Source organism: Pseudomonas sp. Tri1, from assembly GCF_017968885.1.
In the GTDB taxonomy this organism is placed as follows: domain Bacteria; phylum Pseudomonadota; class Gammaproteobacteria; order Pseudomonadales; family Pseudomonadaceae; genus Aquipseudomonas.
The window spans coordinates 3599229-3617691 of record NZ_CP072913.1 but is presented as its reverse complement, the minus strand read 5'-3'; the positions used below and the strand labels follow the sequence as shown (position 1 = coordinate 3617691).

The 18463-nt window shown below is 60.6% G+C and carries 14 protein-coding genes; 12 read left to right on the top strand and 2 right to left on the bottom strand.

Annotation, left to right across the window (positions count from 1 at the left end; translation table 11 throughout):
* Positions 1-106: 106 nt before the first annotated feature.
* Positions 107-1963: a quinoprotein ethanol dehydrogenase gene (gene exaA, locus J9870_RS15335; protein WP_210638860.1), complete on the bottom strand. Its 1857-nt coding sequence runs from the start codon at positions 1961-1963 to the stop codon at positions 107-109.
* Between the two features lie 255 nt (positions 1964-2218).
* Here exaA and pedF point away from each other — a divergent pair, with 255 nt between their 5' ends.
* The 12 genes from pedF to mqo all read left to right on the top strand — a co-directional run bounded on the left by pedF (position 2219) and on the right by mqo (position 16999).
* Entirely contained in the window at positions 2219-2680 is a 462-nt protein-coding gene (gene pedF, locus J9870_RS15330; RefSeq protein ID WP_210638859.1) for a cytochrome c-550 PedF, read from the top strand.
* A gap of 5 nt (positions 2681-2685) precedes the next feature.
* Entirely contained in the window at positions 2686-3561 is an 876-nt protein-coding gene (locus J9870_RS15325; protein ID WP_210638858.1) for a transporter substrate-binding domain-containing protein, read from the top strand.
* A 10-nt stretch (positions 3562-3571) separates the two neighbouring features.
* Complete coding sequence (locus J9870_RS15320) at positions 3572-4330, top strand: quinoprotein dehydrogenase-associated SoxYZ-like carrier (protein ID WP_210638857.1); 759 nt, start codon at positions 3572-3574, stop codon at positions 4328-4330.
* Between the two features lie 16 nt (positions 4331-4346).
* Positions 4347-5282 carry a quinoprotein relay system zinc metallohydrolase 1 gene (locus J9870_RS15315; protein ID WP_210638856.1) on the top strand — a complete coding sequence of 312 codons (936 nt, stop codon included), beginning with the start codon at positions 4347-4349 and terminating at the stop codon, positions 5280-5282.
* Positions 5283-5454: 172 nt separating this feature from the next.
* Positions 5455-6552, top strand: a complete 1098-nt coding sequence (locus J9870_RS15310; RefSeq protein WP_210638855.1) for an RHS repeat-associated core domain-containing protein — start codon at positions 5455-5457, stop codon at positions 6550-6552.
* Positions 6553-6949: 397 nt separating this feature from the next.
* Positions 6950-8725, top strand: a complete 1776-nt coding sequence (locus J9870_RS15305; RefSeq protein ID WP_210638854.1) for a PQQ-dependent methanol/ethanol family dehydrogenase — start codon at positions 6950-6952, stop codon at positions 8723-8725.
* A 268-nt stretch (positions 8726-8993) separates the two neighbouring features.
* A complete protein-coding gene (locus J9870_RS15300) occupies positions 8994-10514 on the top strand; it encodes an aldehyde dehydrogenase family protein (protein ID WP_210638853.1) in 1521 nt (506 codons plus the stop codon).
* Positions 10515-10760: 246 nt separating this feature from the next.
* Entirely contained in the window at positions 10761-10832 is a 72-nt protein-coding gene (gene pqqA, locus J9870_RS15295) for a pyrroloquinoline quinone precursor peptide PqqA (protein WP_003253598.1), read from the top strand.
* 133 nt (positions 10833-10965) lie between these two features.
* Positions 10966-12123 carry an alcohol dehydrogenase-like regulatory protein ErcA gene (gene ercA / locus J9870_RS15290; protein ID WP_210645295.1) on the top strand — a complete coding sequence of 386 codons (1158 nt, stop codon included), beginning with the start codon at positions 10966-10968 and terminating at the stop codon, positions 12121-12123.
* On the top strand, positions 12107-13477 hold the full coding sequence (locus J9870_RS15285; RefSeq protein WP_210638852.1) for a hybrid sensor histidine kinase/response regulator: 1371 nt from the start codon (positions 12107-12109) through the stop codon (positions 13475-13477). Before ercA ends, J9870_RS15285 begins: the two co-directional genes overlap by 17 nt.
* Positions 13478-13762: 285 nt before the next feature.
* A complete protein-coding gene (locus J9870_RS15280) occupies positions 13763-14968 on the top strand; it encodes a heparan-alpha-glucosaminide N-acetyltransferase domain-containing protein (RefSeq protein ID WP_210638851.1) in 1206 nt (401 codons plus the stop codon).
* 387 nt (positions 14969-15355) lie between these two features.
* Positions 15356-16999, top strand: coding sequence for a malate dehydrogenase (quinone) (mqo, locus tag J9870_RS15275; RefSeq protein WP_210638850.1), 1644 nt, complete (start codon positions 15356-15358; stop codon positions 16997-16999).
* A 115-nt stretch (positions 17000-17114) separates the two neighbouring features.
* On the opposite strand, the gene J9870_RS15270 is transcribed toward mqo, so the two are convergent.
* Positions 17115-18422 (bottom strand): citrate:proton symporter, encoded by a 1308-nt coding sequence (locus J9870_RS15270; protein WP_210638849.1) that lies wholly within the window; start codon positions 18420-18422, stop codon positions 17115-17117.
* Positions 18423-18463 lie beyond the last annotated feature (41 nt).

Here is an 18463-nt window from a genome sequence, read left to right as displayed (position 1 = left end):
CGAGCTTGCTCGCGATTGCGTCGGTTCAGTTGGCAGTGATGTTGGCTGACAGTGCGCTATCGCGAGCAAGCTCGCTCCCACAGGGGGTTGTGTTTGGGCTCAGAGGCTATTTCTGCGCCGTTGCCTTATCCCAACTCGGAATCTTGAACACCCAGAACGAACCGCCCTGGGCCACGGGCTTGGTCAGTTCGGCCATGTCGCCGCCCCACAACGGCACAGCACCGCCATAGCCCACGGTCACGCCGATGTACTGCTCGCCATCCTGCTCCCAGGTGATGGGCGGGGAGACGATGCCGCTGCCGGTCTGGAATTTCCACAGTTCCTGGCCGGTCTTGGCATCGAAGGCCTTGAAGAAACCGTCACCGGTACCGGTGAACACCAGGTTGCCCTTGGTCGCCAGCACGCCGGCCCACAGCGGCAGCGGCTCCTTGTGCTCCCACACCACTTTGCCGGTGGTGGGGTTCATCGCCCGCAGGCTGCCGACGTGATCGTCGTACATGCGCTTGATACGAAAGCCCATGCCCAGGTAGGCCGAGCCTTTCTTGTAGTTCACTTCTTCGGTCCAGTATTCCTCTTTCCACTGGTTGCCGGGGACGTAGAACAGCCCGGTGTCCTGGCTGTAGGCCATGGGGTTCCAGTTCTTGCCGCCGAGAAACGGTGGTGAGACTTCCACCGGTTTGCCCTTGGTTTCCCCCGGTAATGGCTTGGCCGGACGCTGGCCGGGGTTTTCCACCGGGCGACCGGTCTTGAGGTCGATATGGCTGGCCCAGGTGATGTTATCGACGAAGGGGAAGGCGTTCTGCAGCTTGCCGTTGTTGCGGTCCACGACATAGAAGAAACCGTTGCGGTCTGCGTGGGCGGTGGCCTTGACCACTTTGCCGTCCTTGTCCTTGTAGTCGAACAGCACCAGCTCATTGTTGCCAGAGAAGTCCCAGGCATCGTTGGGCGTGTGTTGGTAGAACCACTTCACTTCGCCGGTACTGGGGTCAACGCCGACCTGGCCGGAGGTGTAGAGGCTGTCGTAATCGTGGGGGTTGCCGTCCTTGGCCGTACGTGCCCAGGTGTTCCAAGGGCCGGGGTTGCCGGCGCCGACGATGATGGTGTTGGTCTCGGGGTCGAAACTGGCGCTCTGCCAAGGCGCGCCGCCGCCGTGGCTCCAGGCTTCGACCTTGCCGGTTTCGCTGGTTTTATCGTCAGGCCAGGACGGCGCCTTGACGTCGCCGGTCGGCGTGCTGTCCTTGCCGTTGAGGCGACCCATGTGGCCTTCGACGAAGGGGCGCATCCAGACTTCCTCACCGGTTTCCGGGTCACGGGCGAACAACTGGCCGACCACCCCGAACTCGTCGCCGGAACTGCCGTGGATCAACAGCACCTTGCCGCTGGTCTTGTCCTTGATCAGCACCGGAGCGCCGGTCATGGTGTAGCCGCCGGCGTGGTCGCCGAACTTCTTGTTCCACACCACCTTGCCGGTGTTTTTATCCAGGGCGACCACCCGCGCGTCCAGGGTGCCGAAATAGATCTTGTCACCGTAGATGGCCGCGCCACGGTTGACCACGTCGCAGCATGGACGAATGTTGTCCGGCAGGCGGTGGTTGTAGGTCCAGAGGCGCTTGCCCGTCTTGGCGTCGAGGGCGAACACCCGTGAGTATGAGCCGGTGACATACACCACACCGTCGCTGACGATGGCCTGGGATTCCTGGCCGCGCTGCTTCTCGTCGCCGAACGAGTAGGACCAGGCCGGTGTGAGCTTGAACACGTTCTTGTCGTTGACCTGGGCCAGCGGGCTCCAGCGCTGGGCGTTGGTGCCCATGCCGTATTGCAGCACGTCCTTGGTGCTCAGGTGGTCGTTGGCGATGTCTTCCCAAGTGACGGCAGCACTCGCCGAGGGACTCGACGACAGACTGCCGGCCAACAGCAAGGCAACGGTCAGGGAGGAGAGGGCGGGTAGCGTTTTTATTCTCATGGTGGCAGTTCCCAGTGAAAGGTTTTGGCCTGACTAGGGTGAGTCGCACCGAGCGCCTCGGGATACGGAAAAAGTCCCGCCCTCGCCGGGAAGACTTCCCGAGCCGCCTGTCTTTGCGACTCGCGCCGGATGACCCGCTACCAAGGGAGTAGAACGCGGCCACCAAAGCAGCATTCGGCTGGCGGCAGGGGGTTCCTAAGATGACGGCACGGCTTCTTCACAGAGGTCTTGCGTGCAATCTGAGAGGGCATAACAATGACAACAAAACGCAACGCCATCATCGCTACCGCACTGCTGATGGGGCTGGCCGGCGCAGGCTCCGTGTGTGCCCATGGCAACGTAGTGCCCCAGGCAGTGGAAACCAAGGGACTGACCCCAATCAAGGACACCGGTGTCGCACTGGACGGTGACGGCTGGGCCACGGTGAACCCTTATCGCACTTCGTCCGAGCGTGATCGGGCGCTGGAAATCGGCTCATCGGCCTACAACCAGAACTGCGCGGCCTGCCATGGCCTGGAGGCCAAGTCGGGCGGCATCGCTCCGGACCTGCGCATGCTCGACGCTGCTGAAGCCGGCGATGAGTGGTTTGTCGAGCGCGTGCGCCATGGCGCAGTGCGCGACGGCCGGGTCTACATGCCGAAAATGGCCGATTACTTGAGCCAAGAAGCTTTGTGGGCGGTGCGCACCTATCTCGACAGCGTGCACGTCGAGGAGTGATCGCCATGCGCCTGTTCGCGTGGGTGATGTGCAGCTTGCTCTTGTGTGGCCAGGCGGTGCAGGCGCAGGTGCGCAGCTACGACCAGATGATTGCCGCCGGCGAGTTGAAGGTCGCGGTCTACAAGGATTTCGCGCCCTACAGCTTCGAAGACCACGGCCAACCCAGGGGCGTGGACGTGGAACTGGCCCAAGCCTTGGCCAAAGCGCTTGGCGTGCGCTTGCAATTGATCTGGGCACCGCCGGGCGAAAAACTCGATGACGACCTGCGCGATTACATCTGGCGCAGCAGTCCGTTGCACGACCGGCAATTGGCCGACTTGATGATGCGCGTGCCCTACGATCACGACTACGTGCAAAAGCGCAACGACATCGGCGAACTGGCAAACGCCCAGGTGGTGATGTTCGGGCCTTATCAGCAGGAGTGCTGGCAGGTGGCGTATGACCGACGGCGGTTGGATTCGGTGGGCAGCGTCGCGGTGTTCCAGCAACACCCCATCGGTGTTGAAGTCGACAGCGTTCCATCGTTCTACCTGACGTCTGTGTTCAACGGCATGCTCAGTGCCAAGACCCACCATTACCCCGGTGTCAGCCAGGCTTTCAACGCGATGCAGGCGGGGGAAGTCGACGCGGTCATGGCCATGCGTGGGGAAATCGACTGGCAGGTGCACGAGGCCGCTGATCCACAATTGGCGCTGGCGGAAAATGCCTACCCGAACATGGGCAAGCAACGCTGGGAAATCGGCATGGCGGTGCACGAAAGCAACCGTCAGTTGGCCTATGCGGTGGAAGAGGCGCTGGAAGGCTTGATCCGCGACGGTAGCGTCAAGACGGTCTATGCCCATTACGGCCTGCGTTACGACGTGCCCGAGATGTATCAATAGGAGCGCAGGGATGAAATGGGCCATGTGGTGCCTGCTGTGGTGCGGTCTGCCCATGATCGCGCTGGCGGCGATCGAGCCGGGCAAGGATCCGGTGCCTTCGGTGATGTGGGCCTTCTACCACAAGCAACTGCTGGGCGACGCGCCGTTCGTGTTCGACGATCGGGTGCGGTTGCTGGCGCCGCCTTTTGCCGAGGATGCGCGCCAGGTCCCGCTGGAGATCGACGCCCGGGCCTTCGCCGGTGATGTGGTGCGGGTGCTGGCCTGGGCCGAACTGAACCCGTTGCCGAAAATCGTTGATTTCAGGCCGGGGGATCGTGTGTTGCCTTGGTTGTCGATCCGCATCCGGATCGAGCAAGCCACGCCGTTGCGAGCCGCCGTGCAAACCCGCGACGGCCTGTGGCACGTCGGCTCGACGTTGATCGACGCGGCCGGTGGTGGCTGTACCGCGCCGAGTGTGGTGCGCACCCAGCCGGGGTGGGAGGAGCACTTGGGTGAGGTAATCGGCGCCCGTTATCCCCGGGGCGACACGAGTCGCCTGCGCTTGCAGGTGGCCCATCCGATGGATAACGGCCTGGTGAGCGGTATCCCGGAATTTTTCCTCAATCAGGCCCAGTTACTGGATGCCGACGGCAAGGTGCTGGCGCACTTGGAGCTGTTTCCGGCGGTCAGCGAAAACCCCAACCTGGGCTTCGACATACAAGGCCCCGGGCAGACCCGCCTGTTGCTGCGCGACAACAGCGGCAACACGTTCGAGGCGGCGATCCCCTGACCACAAGGAGCGCGCCATGCGCTGGTTGATGCTGATGTTCGTGAGCCTGTGCTGGCCGACGTGGGCCGGGACAGACTATTCACTCAAGCCCCGGCAGATCGCCGAGGGCACCTGGCTGCTGGAAGGCAGCACCGAGAATTTTGCCAAGTCCAATGGCGGCAACATCGTCAATACCGCGTTCATCGTGACTGACGCCGGCGTGGTGGTGATCGACACTGGGCCTTCGAAGCGCTATGGCGAGGCGCTACGCCAGGCTATCGCAGCGACCACGGATAAACCGGTGATCCAGGTCCTGTTGACCCATCACCACCCTGACCACGTACTGGGCAACCAGGCCTTCAGTGATGTGCCCATCGGCGCGCTGGCGGACACCACCGACTTGCTGCGGCAGCAGGGCGATGCATTGGCGGAAAACATGTATCGGCTGGTCGGCGACTGGATGCGCGGCACCGAGGTGGTGCTGCCGACCCAGGTGCTGGAGCCCGGGACGCTGAAGGTGGGCAATCATTCGCTGCGTCTGCTGCAACTGGCCGGGCACACGGGTGCCGATCTGGCGATTCTCGATGAAACCACAGGCGTGCTGTTCGCCGGGGACCTGGTGTTCTATGAGCGAGCCCTGACCACCCCCAACAGTCCGGGCCTCGAGGTATGGCTCAAAGACCTCGACACCCTGCAGGCCTTGCCCTGGAAGCAGATTGTCCCCGGCCACGGCCCGCTTGCGACTGACCCCCGGCCCTTTGCGCAGATGCGCGATTACCTGGGTTGGCTCGACCAGTTGATGCGCGACGGCGCCGCCCGTGGCGATGACATGGCCGAGATGATCCGCAGCCCCATTCCAGAGCGCTTTGCCGGGATCAGCCTGAGTCGGTATGAGCTGATTCGCAGTGTCAGTCATCTCTATCCGCGCTATGAGCGAGCGGGGATGAAGCGGGTGGACACCAAACCCGAATGATTCAAGCTGTCCCGTGGCGAGGGAGCTTGCTCCCGCTGGGCTGCGCAACTGCCTGAAGCATCCAAAAGCGCGGTGTTCCAATTCGCTCACCTAACAGTTCTGTTAGTGGTCGCCTGATGCAGTTACCGAATACCCTTCAATTGCACGTTAAAACTTACGAGGGTGTCATCTCATGTCTCCCCAACACGAACCGCTACTCTGTCGATACCATTACGACCCGCTCGACCGATTGATCGGCTGTACGCTGCTGGATGAGCCTGAATTTCAGCGTTTCTACTGTAAAAAACGTCTGGCCACAGAGATTCAAGGCACGATAAAAAATTCAATATTCCAACACGATGACCAGCTACTCGCGCAACAGCGTCACGGCGATAAGTTTGACGCTACGTTGCTGATAACCGATTGCCAGCGGTCGGTGTTGCACACGCTCGGTGAGAACAGCCAGCGACAATCCATCGCCTATTCACCTTACGGCCATCGTCCCATTGATCGCGGTATAGCCAGTTTACTGGGATTCAACGGTGAGCGAGCGGACCCGGTGACCGGGCATTATTTATTGGGTAATGGGCGTCGGGCGTTCAGCCCGGTGTTGATGCGATTTAACAGTTCAGACAGTTTTAGTCCGTTTGGGGAAGGTGGGCTAAATGGGTATACATACTGCTTGGGTGACCCGATTAATAGAAGAGATCCTACGGGGAACACTCCACAGGCATTGTTAGGCTTGAAAAAAACTTACGTAGGTCAAAGTCTTTGGACAAAGGGAGGGGTCGCCAGTTCTGACGGATTCCGTGCGTTAAAAAGGATTAATGCTTTAGGTGAAAAGATTGAGAAGATTAAACTCGATGCTCAGAGGCAGATCTTCACAGCAGATAAGAATGTATTGGACGCGGGGGGCGACATCCAAAACACCACCACGCCAAAAACCGGAATCCGACTTGATAACCTTGCTTATAAGGTAGCGCGCCCTGAAACGCATCCGTTTTCTTCATTGACAGACAAATTTCCAAAACCTTATTTAGACCTCATGCAGCGCCAAGCGACCATCGATCAAGCTAACTACTATGATGTCTTTAAATATTTGGAGGGAGTGGTGTCGGATGAGGGTATGCATCTTGCGGGTGCTCTGGAAAGCAAAACTCTCAAATTCAACAAGGAAATAGTTGCCTCGTATAAACTTAGGTTGCGATTATTTTCATTAGAGGAGGTTTCTAAGTTGGTTGCAGAGCAAGATCGAATTCGCGACAAATACTTGACTTATTTGCCTCAATAATATCGCCCCCGGAAATAGTTGAATCCGTATCGAGCTAGACTGCAATCAGCCACATTTCAAGAGGTTGCTAAATTGGTGAAGGAGCGCAACCGAACTCGCGAAGTACTTGCGCGGTAGATAGAAAGACCTTAAGCAGACTACATTGGATGCCCAAGGAGTTGTGGTTTTTTACCGGCGAGACCGCCGCACAAGCGTCAGGGTGCTCAAATAAGAGAGGCAGTTGCTCACTCCCTCGCCACGGGGCGTTGTGTAGGCCGACCAAGCCGCCTTTGACATGTACCAAGGAACTAGAAAACTCAACACAGCGGGCAATTGTTGCCGGCGGCTCCGGGCCCAAGAATCTGTGGCAGACCGGGAAAAATTCCCGGGTATAACAATAACCGCAGAGGTAGCCGTCATGAGTCATCCCGCACGTCGCCAACCCTTCGCCGTGAGCCTGCTGCTCAGTGCCATGCTGCTGTCCGGTTCGGCCCTTGCAGCCGTGACCGATCAGGAAATTCTCCAGGACCCGAAGAACCCGCAACAGATCGTGACTAACGGTCTGGGTGTCCAGGGCCAACGCTACAGTCCGCTCGATACCCTCAATGTCGATAACGTCAAGGACCTGCGCCCGGTCTGGGCGTTCTCCTTCGGCGGTGAAAAGCAGCGCGGCCAGCAGGCCCAGCCGATGATCAAAGACGGGGTGATGTACCTCACCGGTTCCTATTCGCGAGTATTCGCGGTGGATGCGCGCACCGGCAAGAAGCTTTGGCAGTACGATGCGCGCCTGCCGGATGACATCCGCCCTTGCTGCGACGTGATCAACCGGGGCGTGGCGCTGTATGGCGACCTGGTGTTCTTCGGCACCCTCGACGCCAAGCTGGTGGCCCTGAACAAGGACACCGGCAAAGTGGTCTGGAGCAAGAAGGTCGCCGACCACAAGGAAGGCTACTCCATCAGCGCCGCGCCGCTGGTGATCAACGGCAAGCTGATCACCGGTGTGGCCGGTGGCGAGTTTGGTGTGGTGGGCCAGATCAGTGCCTATGATCCGAAGAACGGTGAACTGCTCTGGACCCGCCCAACCGTGGAAGGGCACATGGGCTACGTCTACAAGGACGGCAAGGCCATCGAGAACGGCATTTCCGGCGGCGAAGCCGGCAAGACCTGGCCTGGCGATCTCTGGAAAACCGGCGGCGCGGCACCTTGGCTGGGCGGTTACTACGATCCGGAAACCAACCTGCTGCTGTTCGGCACCGGTAACCCGGCACCGTGGAACTCCCACCTGCGCCCTGGTGACAACCTCTATTCATCGTCGCGCCTGGCCCTGAACCCGGACGACGGCACCATCAAGTGGCACTTCCAGAGCACGCCTCACGACGGCTGGGACTATGACGGCGTCAACGAGCTGATCTCGTTCAACTACAAGGAAGGTGGCAAGGACATCAAGGCTGCGGCCACCGCCGACCGCAACGGCTTCTTCTACGTACTCGATCGCACCAACGGCAAGTTCATCCGTGGTTTCCCGTTTGTCGACAAGATCACCTGGGCCAGTGGTTTGGATAAGGACGGCCGGCCGATCTACAACGAGGCCAGCCGTCCGGGTGCGCCGGGTAGCGAAGCCAAGGGCAGTTCGGTGTTCGTGGCACCGGCGTTCCTCGGCGCGAAGAACTGGATGCCGATGGCTTACAACCAGGACACCGGGTTGTTCTACGTGCCGTCCAACGAATGGGGCATGGACATCTGGAACGAAGGCATCGCCTACAAGAAAGGCGCCGCGTTCCTCGGGGCCGGTTTCACTATCAAGCCGCTGAACGAGGATTACATCGGCGTGCTGCGGGCCATCGATCCGAAGACGGGTAAGGAAGTCTGGCGCCACAAGAACTATGCGCCACTGTGGGGCGGCGTGCTGACCACCAAGGGCAACTTGGTGTTCACCGGCACGCCTGAAGGTTTCTTGCAGGCCTTCAACGCCAAGACCGGGGAAAAAGTCTGGGAATTCCAGACCGGTTCTGGCGTGCTCGGTTCGCCCATCACTTGGGAAATGGACGGCGAGCAATACGTCTCCGTGGTCTCTGGCTGGGGCGGTGCGGTGCCGTTGTGGGGCGGCGAGGTGGCCAAGCGCGTGAAGGACTTCAACCAGGGTGGGATGCTCTGGACCTTCAAGTTGCCAAAAGAGCTCGTAGCCAAGCGCTGAGCCAACCTTGGCAAATGTAGAACCTGTGGGAGCGAGCTTGCTCGCGATAGCGGTCGATCAGTCACCTTCCAGGCTGGATGTGCCGACCTCATCGCGAGCAAGCTCGCTCCCACAAAAAAAGCCCCGGTTCATCCTCCGGGCGCGACAAAACCTACGACCAAATAACGAGAGCCCCCCTGCCAATGACGCATTCGTCCAGCATGCGAGGCTCTCTACCATCGGCCTATCGCCTGTCCCGCGACAGGCATCGACCAGGCAGAGGCCCACTATGATCTACGCACAACCCGGAACCCCAGGCGCCGTCGTTACCTTCAAACCGCGCTATGGCAATTTCATCGGCGGCGAATTCGTCGCACCGGTCAATGGCGAGTACTTCACCAATACGTCCCCGGTCAACGGCGAGGTCATCGCCGAGTTCCCCCGTTCCAGCGCCGCCGACATCGACAAAGCCCTGGATGCCGCCCATGCCGCGGCTGACGCGTGGGGCAAGACTTCGGCCCAGGACCGCTCGCTGGTGTTGCTGAAGATTGCCGACCGTATCGAACAGAACTTGGAAATCCTCGCTGTCAGCGAGACCTGGGACAACGGCAAGGCCGTGCGCGAAACCCTCAACGCCGACGTACCGCTGTCGGCTGACCATTTCCGCTATTTCGCGGGCTGCATCCGCGCCCAAGAGGGTGGGGCGGCCGAGATCAACGAGCTGACCACCGCCTATCACTTCCACGAACCGCTGGGCGTGGTCGGGCAGATCATCCCGTGGAACTTCCCGCTGCTGATGGCCGCCTGGAAACTCGCCCCGGCCCTGGCTGCCGGTAACTGCATCGTGCTCAAGCCCGCGGAGCAAACACCGCTGTCGATCATGATCTTCGTCGAACTGATCGCTGACCTGCTGCCGGCCGGTGTGCTGAACATCGTCCATGGCTTCGGTCGCGAAGCCGGTGAAGCCCTGGCCACCAGCAAGCGCATTGCCAAGATTGCCTTTACCGGCTCGACACCGATCGGCTCGCACATCATGAAATGCGCTGCCGAGAACATCATTCCATCCACCGTGGAACTGGGCGGCAAATCGCCGAACATCTTCTTCGAAGACATCATGCAGGCCGAACCGGCCTTCATTGAAAAAGCCGCCGAAGGCCTGGTGTTGGCGTTCTTCAACCAGGGCGAAGTCTGCACTTGCCCATCCCGTGCCCTGGTGCAGGAGTCGATCTATGTGCCGTTCATGGCCGAGGTCATGAAGAAAATCGCCAAGATCAAGCGCGGCAATCCGCTGGACACCGAAACCATGGTGGGCGCCCAGGCTTCGCAGCAGCAGTACGACAAGATCCTTTCGTACCTGGAGATCGCCCGGGAAGAGGGCGCCGAGCTGATTACCGGTGGCGCGATGGAGCGTCTTGAAGGGGACCTGGCGAGCGGTTACTACATCCAGCCGACCCTGCTCAAGGGTCACAACAAAATGCGCGTGTTCCAGGAAGAAATCTTCGGCCCGGTGGTGGGCGTGACCACCTTCAAGGACGAAGCCGAAGCCCTGGCGATTGCCAACGATACTGAATTCGGCCTCGGTGCCGGCCTCTGGACCCGCGATATCAACCGCGCCTACCGCATGGGCCGGGCGATCAAGGCCGGTCGCGTGTGGACCAACTGCTACCACCTGTACCCGGCCCACGCCGCGTTCGGCGGTTACAAGAAGTCCGGCGTCGGCCGGGAGAACCACAAGATGATGCTCGATCACTACCAACAGACCAAAAACCTGCTGGTGAGCTATGACATCAATCCGTTGGGGTTCTTCTAACCCTGGGAAACAGCCCCGCACCCTGTGGGAGCGAGCTTGCTCGCGATGAGGCCAGGACATTCAGCATTAATGTTGACTGATCGACCGCTATCGCGAGCAAGCTCGCCGCCACATCTGGATTTGCGCGATTGCAGCATTGCTACCAACGCACCCCACCCACCGCTTCGAAAGTAGCATTCGAGCCCTGGGCACACCGTGCATTAATGACCTTGCCGGAATTGCCCGGTACAAGAAGAGGAAAGACCCATGTGGACTAAACCCGCGTTTACCGACCTGCGTATTGGCTTTGAAGTGACAATGTACTTCGCCAACCGATGAGTGCTGGCCCGGCCTGATGCCTTCAGGCCGGGTTCACCATTTGGTCTGATTGCAATCACGGTGGGATGCTTTAGGCTCAGGGTATCCCAATACAATAAGAACAGGCTTACCGATGAGCCCCGCACCTGAAAAGATGAGCCTCAGTCCGCTGCGCAAGTTCGTTTCCCCCGAAATCATGTTTGGTGCCGGTTGCCGGCACAATGTTGGCAATTACGCCAAGACGTTCGGCGCACGCAAGGTGCTGATCGTCACCGATCCCGGCGTGATCGCTGCCGGATGGGTGGCCGATGTCGAGGCCAGCCTCCAGGCCCAGGCCATTGATTATTGTATCTACAGCGCGGTCTCGCCCAATCCCCGGGTCGAGGAAGTGATGCTCGGTGCCGAGCAGTACCGGGAACACCACTGCGACGTCATCGTTGCGGTCGGCGGCGGCAGCCCCATGGACTGCGGCAAAGCCATCGGCATCGTCGTCGCCCATGGTCGCAACATCCTTGAGTTCGAGGGCGTGGACATGCTGTACATGCCCAGCCCGCCCCTGATCCTGATTCCCACCACGGCCGGTACCTCGGCCGATGTGTCGCAGTTCGTGATCATTTCCAACCAGCAGGAGCGCATGAAGTTTTCCATCGTCAGCAAGGCGGCGGTGCCGGACGTGTCGTTGATCGACCCGGAAACCACCTTGAGCATGGACCCGTTCCTGTCGGCCTGTACCGGCATCGATGCGCTGGTGCACGCCATCGAGGCGTTCGTGTCCACCGGCCATGGCCCGCTCACCGACCCCCATGCGCTGGAAGCCATGCGCCTGATCAACGGCAACCTGGTGCAAATGATCGCCAACCCCGCGGACGTGGCCCTGCGGGAAAAGATCATGTTGGGCAGCATGCAGGCCGGATTGGCGTTCTCCAACGCGATCCTCGGCGCGGTGCATGCGATGTCCCACAGCCTGGGTGGTTTCCTGGACCTGCCCCATGGTTTGTGCAACGCGGTGCTGGTGGAGCATGTGGTGGCGTTCAACTACAGCTCGGCGCCGGAGCGTTTCAAGGTGATTGCCGAGACGCTGGGCATCGATTGCCGGGGCCTCAATCACCGGCAGATCCGTACCCGGTTGGTGGAGCACCTGATTGCCCTCAAGCACACCATCGGTTTCCACGAAACCCTGGGACTGCACGGGGTGAGTACATCGGATATCCCGTTCCTGTCACAGCACGCGATGCATGACCCCTGCATCCTCACCAACCCTCGGGAGTCGAGCCAGCGGGATGTCGAGGTCGTCTATGGCGAAGCCCTCTGACGAACAGCAAAAAGCCCTGGCCGGGCTGCTGGGACTGGGCAATCACTCGACGCGCAAGAGTCACTATCCGGAGCTGGCGGCGCGCCTCGACGAACTGGAACTGGCCCGGCAACACCTGCAACAGCTCAACGACCAATTGGAGCAACGGGTGGCCGAGCGCACCGACGCATTGCTGGAGGCCAACCACAACCTGCAGCAACAGATCGCCCAGCGGGAGTTGGTCGAGCAACAGTTGCGCGACGCCCGGGACGCTGCCCAGGCCGCCAACCGCAGCAAGGACAAATACCTCGCCGCCGCCAGCCATGACCTGTTGCAACCGCTCAACGCCGCACGCTTGCTGATCGCCACCTTGCGCGAGCGCTCACTGCCAACCTCCGAGCAGGTGCTGGTGGAGCGTACCCACCAAGCCTTGGAAGGCGCCGAAGACTTGCTCACTGACCTGCTGGATATTTCCCGGCTGGACCAGGCCGCGGTCAAGCCGGACCTGGCGCCGTATCGGCTGGATGAGTTGCTGGCGCCGCTGGTCTCGGAGTTTCAATCGGTGGCCGGCGCGGCAGGGTTGGAGTTGCGGGTGCGGTTTGGCGACGAAGCGATCATGACCGACCTGCGACTGATGACTCGTATCCTACGTAACCTGCTCAGCAATGCCTGTCGCTACACCGCCCAGGGCGGCATTCTCCTGGCCGCTCGCCGTCGGGGAGGGCAGTTGAGCCTGGAAGTCTGGGACACGGGGAGGGGCATTGCTGCCGATTGTCTGGAGTCGATCTTCCTGGAGTTCAACCAACTGGACGTCGGGCGGGCGGCGGATCGCAAAGGCGTGGGCCTGGGGCTGGCGATTGTCGAGCGTATTGCCCACATCCTCGGCTACCGGGTCCAGGTGCGCTCTCGACCGGGACGTGGCTCGGTGTTCAGTATCGCAGTGCCGCTGTCTACTGAAAAACCGTTGCCCGTGTCACAGATACCAGTACAGGCGGTGGCCGGCAATCCGCTGCCGGGGCGCCGGTTGTTGGTGATTGACAACGAACTGAGCATTTTGCAGAGCATGGCTGCGCTATTGAGCCAGTGGGGCTGCGACGTCTTGACCGCCACCGACGAAGCGGGCGCCCTCGATGTGCTGCAAGGCCGCGCGCCGGAACTGATCCTGGCTGATTTCCACTTGGATCATGGGGTGGTGGGCTGTGAAGTGGTCAAGCATCTGCGCGAACATTTCCATCAAGCGATCCCGGCAGTGATCATCACCGCCGACCGCAGCGACCAATGCCGGCGCGCCTTGCGCAAACTGGGCGCGCCGCTGCTGAACAAACCGGTCAAGCCTGGCAAGTTGCGGGCGGTGTTGAGCCAGATGCTCGGGTAGCGACCCTGAAACTCATCCACCTGAGCACACCCAACCTGTGGGAGCGAGCTCGCCCGCGATAGCGGTGGGTCAGCTTGCGGTGATGTCGGCTGTGCCGACGTCATCGCGAGCAAGCTCGCTTCCACATGGGTTTTGGGAGGTCATGGAAATCGCATGCATTGCAAGATCCTGTGGAAGCGAGCCTGCTTGTGATAACGATTTCATGTTATGTTATCCGCTTTCTTTTGGCAGGGATTCTCATTTCTCGCCTTGCATGGACCTACGACCTCCCATCCGAGTAATGCCATGAGTCTATCTCCAAGCATGACGAGCCCGTCCGGCGTCATCGCACCTGTACTTGCAACCCGCACCGCCGAAACCCATGTACGCATGCTCGCCATCGATGCCCTGCGCGGTTTCGTCATGCTGCTGATGCTTGTTGATCACGTCCGCGAGACGTTCCTGCTGCACCGTCAGGTCAGCGATCCGATCGATGCGCTGAGTGTCACCCCGGATCTGTATTTCACCCGCCTGCTCAGCACGCTCTGCGCCCCGGTTTTCATCTTCCTCACCGGTTTGTCGGCCTGGCTATACAGCCAGAAACACACTGCCGGCCAGACCTCGTTGTTCCTGCTCAAGCGCGGTCTGTTCCTGGTTTTCCTGGAACTCACTTTCGTGTGTTTCGCCTGGAACGCCGAGTTTCCGCCCAAGACCTTGTGGCTGCAGGTGATCTGGTGCATCGGCATCTGCATGATCGTCCTGGCCGCGCTGCTGCACCTCAAGCGCAGTTGGCTGATCGTTCTCGGGCTAGCCATCGTCGCCGGGCACAATCTGTTGGACGGTGTGGTGCTGGGGCCTGACTCTCCGTTTTTCGTACCGTGGTCGATTCTTCATCAGCGGGCATTCATCGATCTCACCGAGTTCACTCGGGCTCGCACCACTTATCCGGTGCTGCCGTGGATCGGCGTGATTCTGCTGGGCTGGGCCATCGGCCCGTGGTTCGGCAAGGACGTGGAGCCCGCTGTACGCCTGGGGCGGCTGTTCAAGGTCGGCATCGGCTTGCTGCTGCTCTTCGTGTGCATCCGTTATCTGAACGTGTACGGCGACAAACCCTGGGTACAGACCGGCGATGCGCTGCGCACCTTCATGAGCTTCATGAGTGCGACCAAGTACCCGCCGTCGCTGATGTTCCTGATGCCAACCCTGGGGATGGGCTTGATTCTGCTGGCGCTCTTCGAGAAAGCCCAGGGGCGGGGGGCCATTGCGACGTTGGCGATCTACGGTGGCGCCCCGATGTTTTTCTACCTGCTGCACCTTTACGTACTCAAGGCCTTGTACCTGACGGCGGTTGCCATTTGGGGTACTAACCAGGGCGCCTATTTTGGCTTCGACCATTTGCCCATGGTGTGGTTATCGAGCGTGCTGCTGGGCGTCGCACTGTTCTTCCCGACGCGTTGGTTTGCCGCTCTCAAACAGCGTCGGCGTGACATCGCGATTCTCAAGTATTTCTGAGCCAAGGCCTGATGACCGACAGGGCCGACTGAATATGGGGGCAGAGCCATTAAAATGCCGCCGTTTGGTCGGCGTTTTCGCCAGAAATGTAAAAAGACGCTTCGGTCTGTTTATTTCCTTATGTAAACTCCCCCGGCTGCGACAATCGGGCACGGCCTCGGCACGCCCGATGGCAACCGTTTTGCAGTGTCCCTCACCCAACTGAAGCCAAGACCTACAAGAAGTCAGCGCCGGAGAGACATAAATGTGCGGCCGACAATTACTCGGCCCTGTAGGTCCATCCTCCAGTCCTTCCCGATACCAGCCGGCTGGCATTGCCGGCCACGGCATGGTCTATCGTTTATCAGGAGTGGGGGTGGAATGGCGTTCTATCCTAGGGATACACACATGTTGAAGAAAACACACACGGCGCTGCTGGGCCTGGCGATGGCGATGGGTCTTGCGACCACGCACGCCGCCGAGGCAAAAAAAGTGGATGTCTTGCTCATTGGTGGGGGCATCATGAGCTCGACACTCGGCGTCTGGCTCAATGAGCTGGAGCCGGGCTGGACCATGGAAATGGTCGAGCGCCTGGACGGTGTTGCCGAAGAGAGCTCCAACGGCTGGAACAACGCCGGTACCGGTCACTCCGCGCTGGCCGAACTGAACTACACGCCGGAAGACAAGAACGGCAAGGTCGATATCTCCAAGGCCATCGAAATCAACGAGGCTTTCCAGATCTCCCGTCAGTTCTGGTCCTGGCAGGTCAAGAACGGTGTGCTGAAGAACCCGCGCTCGTTCATCAACTCCACGCCGCACATGAGTTTCCTGTGGGGCGACGAGAACATCGCGTTCCTGAAGAAGCGTTACGAAGCCCTCCAGGCCAGCCCGCTGTTCGCCGGCATGCAGTACTCCGAAGATCGCGAGCAGATCAGCAAGTGGGTTCCGCTGATGATGCAAGGGCGTGACCCGAGCCAGAAAGTCGCGGCCACCTGGAGTCCCCTGGGTACTGACGTGAATTTCGGCGAAATCACTCGCCAGTTCGCGACTTACCTGCAGACCAAGCCGAACTTCTCGCTCAAGCTGTCCAGCGAAGTGGAAGACATCACCCGCAACGAAGACGGCACCTGGCGCGTTTCGTACAAGAACCTGAAGGACGGTACCGAAACCGAGACCGACGCCAAGTTCGTGTTCATCGGCGCTGGCGGCGGTGCCTTGCACCTGCTGCAGAAGTCCGACATCCCGGAAGCCCGTGAATACGCAGGTTTCCCGGTGGGCGGTTCGTTCCTGGTCACCGAAAACCCGACCGTTGCCCAACTGCACCTGGCCAAGGCGTATGGCAAGGCTTCGGTCGGCGCACCGCCGATGTCGGTTCCGCACCTGGACACCCGTGTGCTGGACGGCAAGCGCGTGATCCTGTTTGGCCCGTTCGCCACCTTCTCCACCAAGTTCCTGAAGAACGGTTCGTACTTTGACCTGCTGACCAGCACCACCACCCACAACGTGTGGCCGATGACCAAGGTTGGTATCGAACAGTACCCGCTGGTCGAGTACCTGGCCGGTCAGCTGATGCTGTCGGACGAAGACCGCTTCAACGCGCTGAAGGAATACTTCCCGGAAGCCAAGCAGGAAGACTGGCGCCTGTGGCAGGCCGGTCAGCGCGTGCAGATCATCAAGCGTGACGAAGAGAAGGGCGGCGTGCTGAAACTCGGCACCGAAGTGGTCGCTTCCCAGGACGGCAGCATCGCCGGCCTGCTGGGTGCCTCGCCAGGCGCCTCGACCGCCGCGCCGATCATGCTGACCGTGCTTGAGAAAGTCTTCAAGGACAAGGTCGCCAGCCCGGCCTGGCAGGAAAAACTGCACCAGATCGTGCCGAGCTACGGCACCAAGCTCAACGATAGCCCTGAGCGCGTCGCCCAGGAGTGGGCTTACACCAGCGAGGTCCTGCAACTGGATCCGCCGCCGGCGATCGGCAAGCCAGGCGCCCCTGCGGCACCGGCTAAACCGGCTGCTGCCCGTGAAGCCAACCCAGCGGCTGACATGGCGCTGTAAACCGGACGCTGTCTGGTGAGGTACTAGAACGCCGCTCATTGAGCGGCGTTTTTTTTGCTCCCATCACTAACCGCTCGGGCGCATACCGACATCCACTGCGGGCGTTGGCGTCGGCTTACACCTGCACCGCACCGCTTGCCACGGCGAAGGCAAGCATCACCAGGCTCACGCCCCAGGCCCAGAAAAAGGTGTAGGCCATGTGCTTGCGCAGCTCCACGCCGCTGAGCGCCAGTGCCAGATAGACACTGGGCACCACCGGACTGATGGAGAACCCGGTGTTTTCGCCGATCAGCATGGCCCGCGCCACGGCTTCAAGGGGAACGCCAGCGGCGGCGGCCACGTCCTTGATCACTGGCAACAAGGCGAAGTAGTAGGCATCCGGCGAGAAGATCATGCCTAGGGGAACGCCGAAGAAACCGACGATTATGTGCAGGTAGTGGGCCGAGCCGGCGGGTAGGAAGTTGATCAATGCCAGGGCCATGCCGTCGGACATCTTCGCTCCGGACAGCACGCCGAGCAGCACCGCAGCGGCCATCATCACCAGCACCATTTGCAGCGCGTCGGATGCATGCGCCTTGAGACGCTCGGCCTGGGCATCCAGGGAAGGAAAGTTCAACGGCAAGGCGATCCCCAACCCCACCATGAAACAGGCATACAGGGGGAAAATGCTGGTGAACAGGCAGGCCAGGATCGCACCGGTCAGGCCCACGTTCAGCCAATAGCGCAGGTCACGGGGCGAGAGGCTGAACTCGCGGGTTTCAGTGGCCAGGCCGTCCAGGTCGACGCTGGCGGCGGCCCCGAGTGACATCGGCCGGCGACGCTGGGCACGCAAGCCCAATACCGTCGCCACCAGCAGCATGCAGACCAGGCCCACCATCTGCACGGGCAACAAGCCCAACCACAGTTCGGTGGCATCAAGCCCCGACACTGCGGCGGCCCGGGCCGTAGTGCCACCCCAAGGCACCATGTTGATCACCCCGGCCGTGGTGCCCACCAGGCACAGCAGCATGGTCGGGCTCATGTGCAGGCGTTTGTACAAAGGCAACAGCGCCGGAATGGTCAGCAAGAATGTGGCGGCACCGACGCCGTCCAAGTGCACCACCGAGGTCACCAGTACGGTGACCAATGCCACTGCCAGCGGCTTGCCGCCGGTGCTGCGGATCAGCAGGTTGACCAGTGGATCGAACAAGCCGCGATCGCGCATGATGCCGAAAAACAGGATGGCAAACAGGAACAGCGCTGCCGTTGGGGCCACAGTAATCAGGCCGGTCTTGATGAATTCGCCGATTTGTCCGGGGTTGAAACCGGCCAGCAGGCACACGGCGACGGGCAGGGTGGTGAACGCCACTACGGGGCTGATCCTGCGCAGCAATATCAGCCCGATGATGGCCAGCATCATCAGGAAACCCAGGGTTGTGATCATGTAGCAACCTCTCTTTTTATTGTTGTCGATGGTTCGGCGGC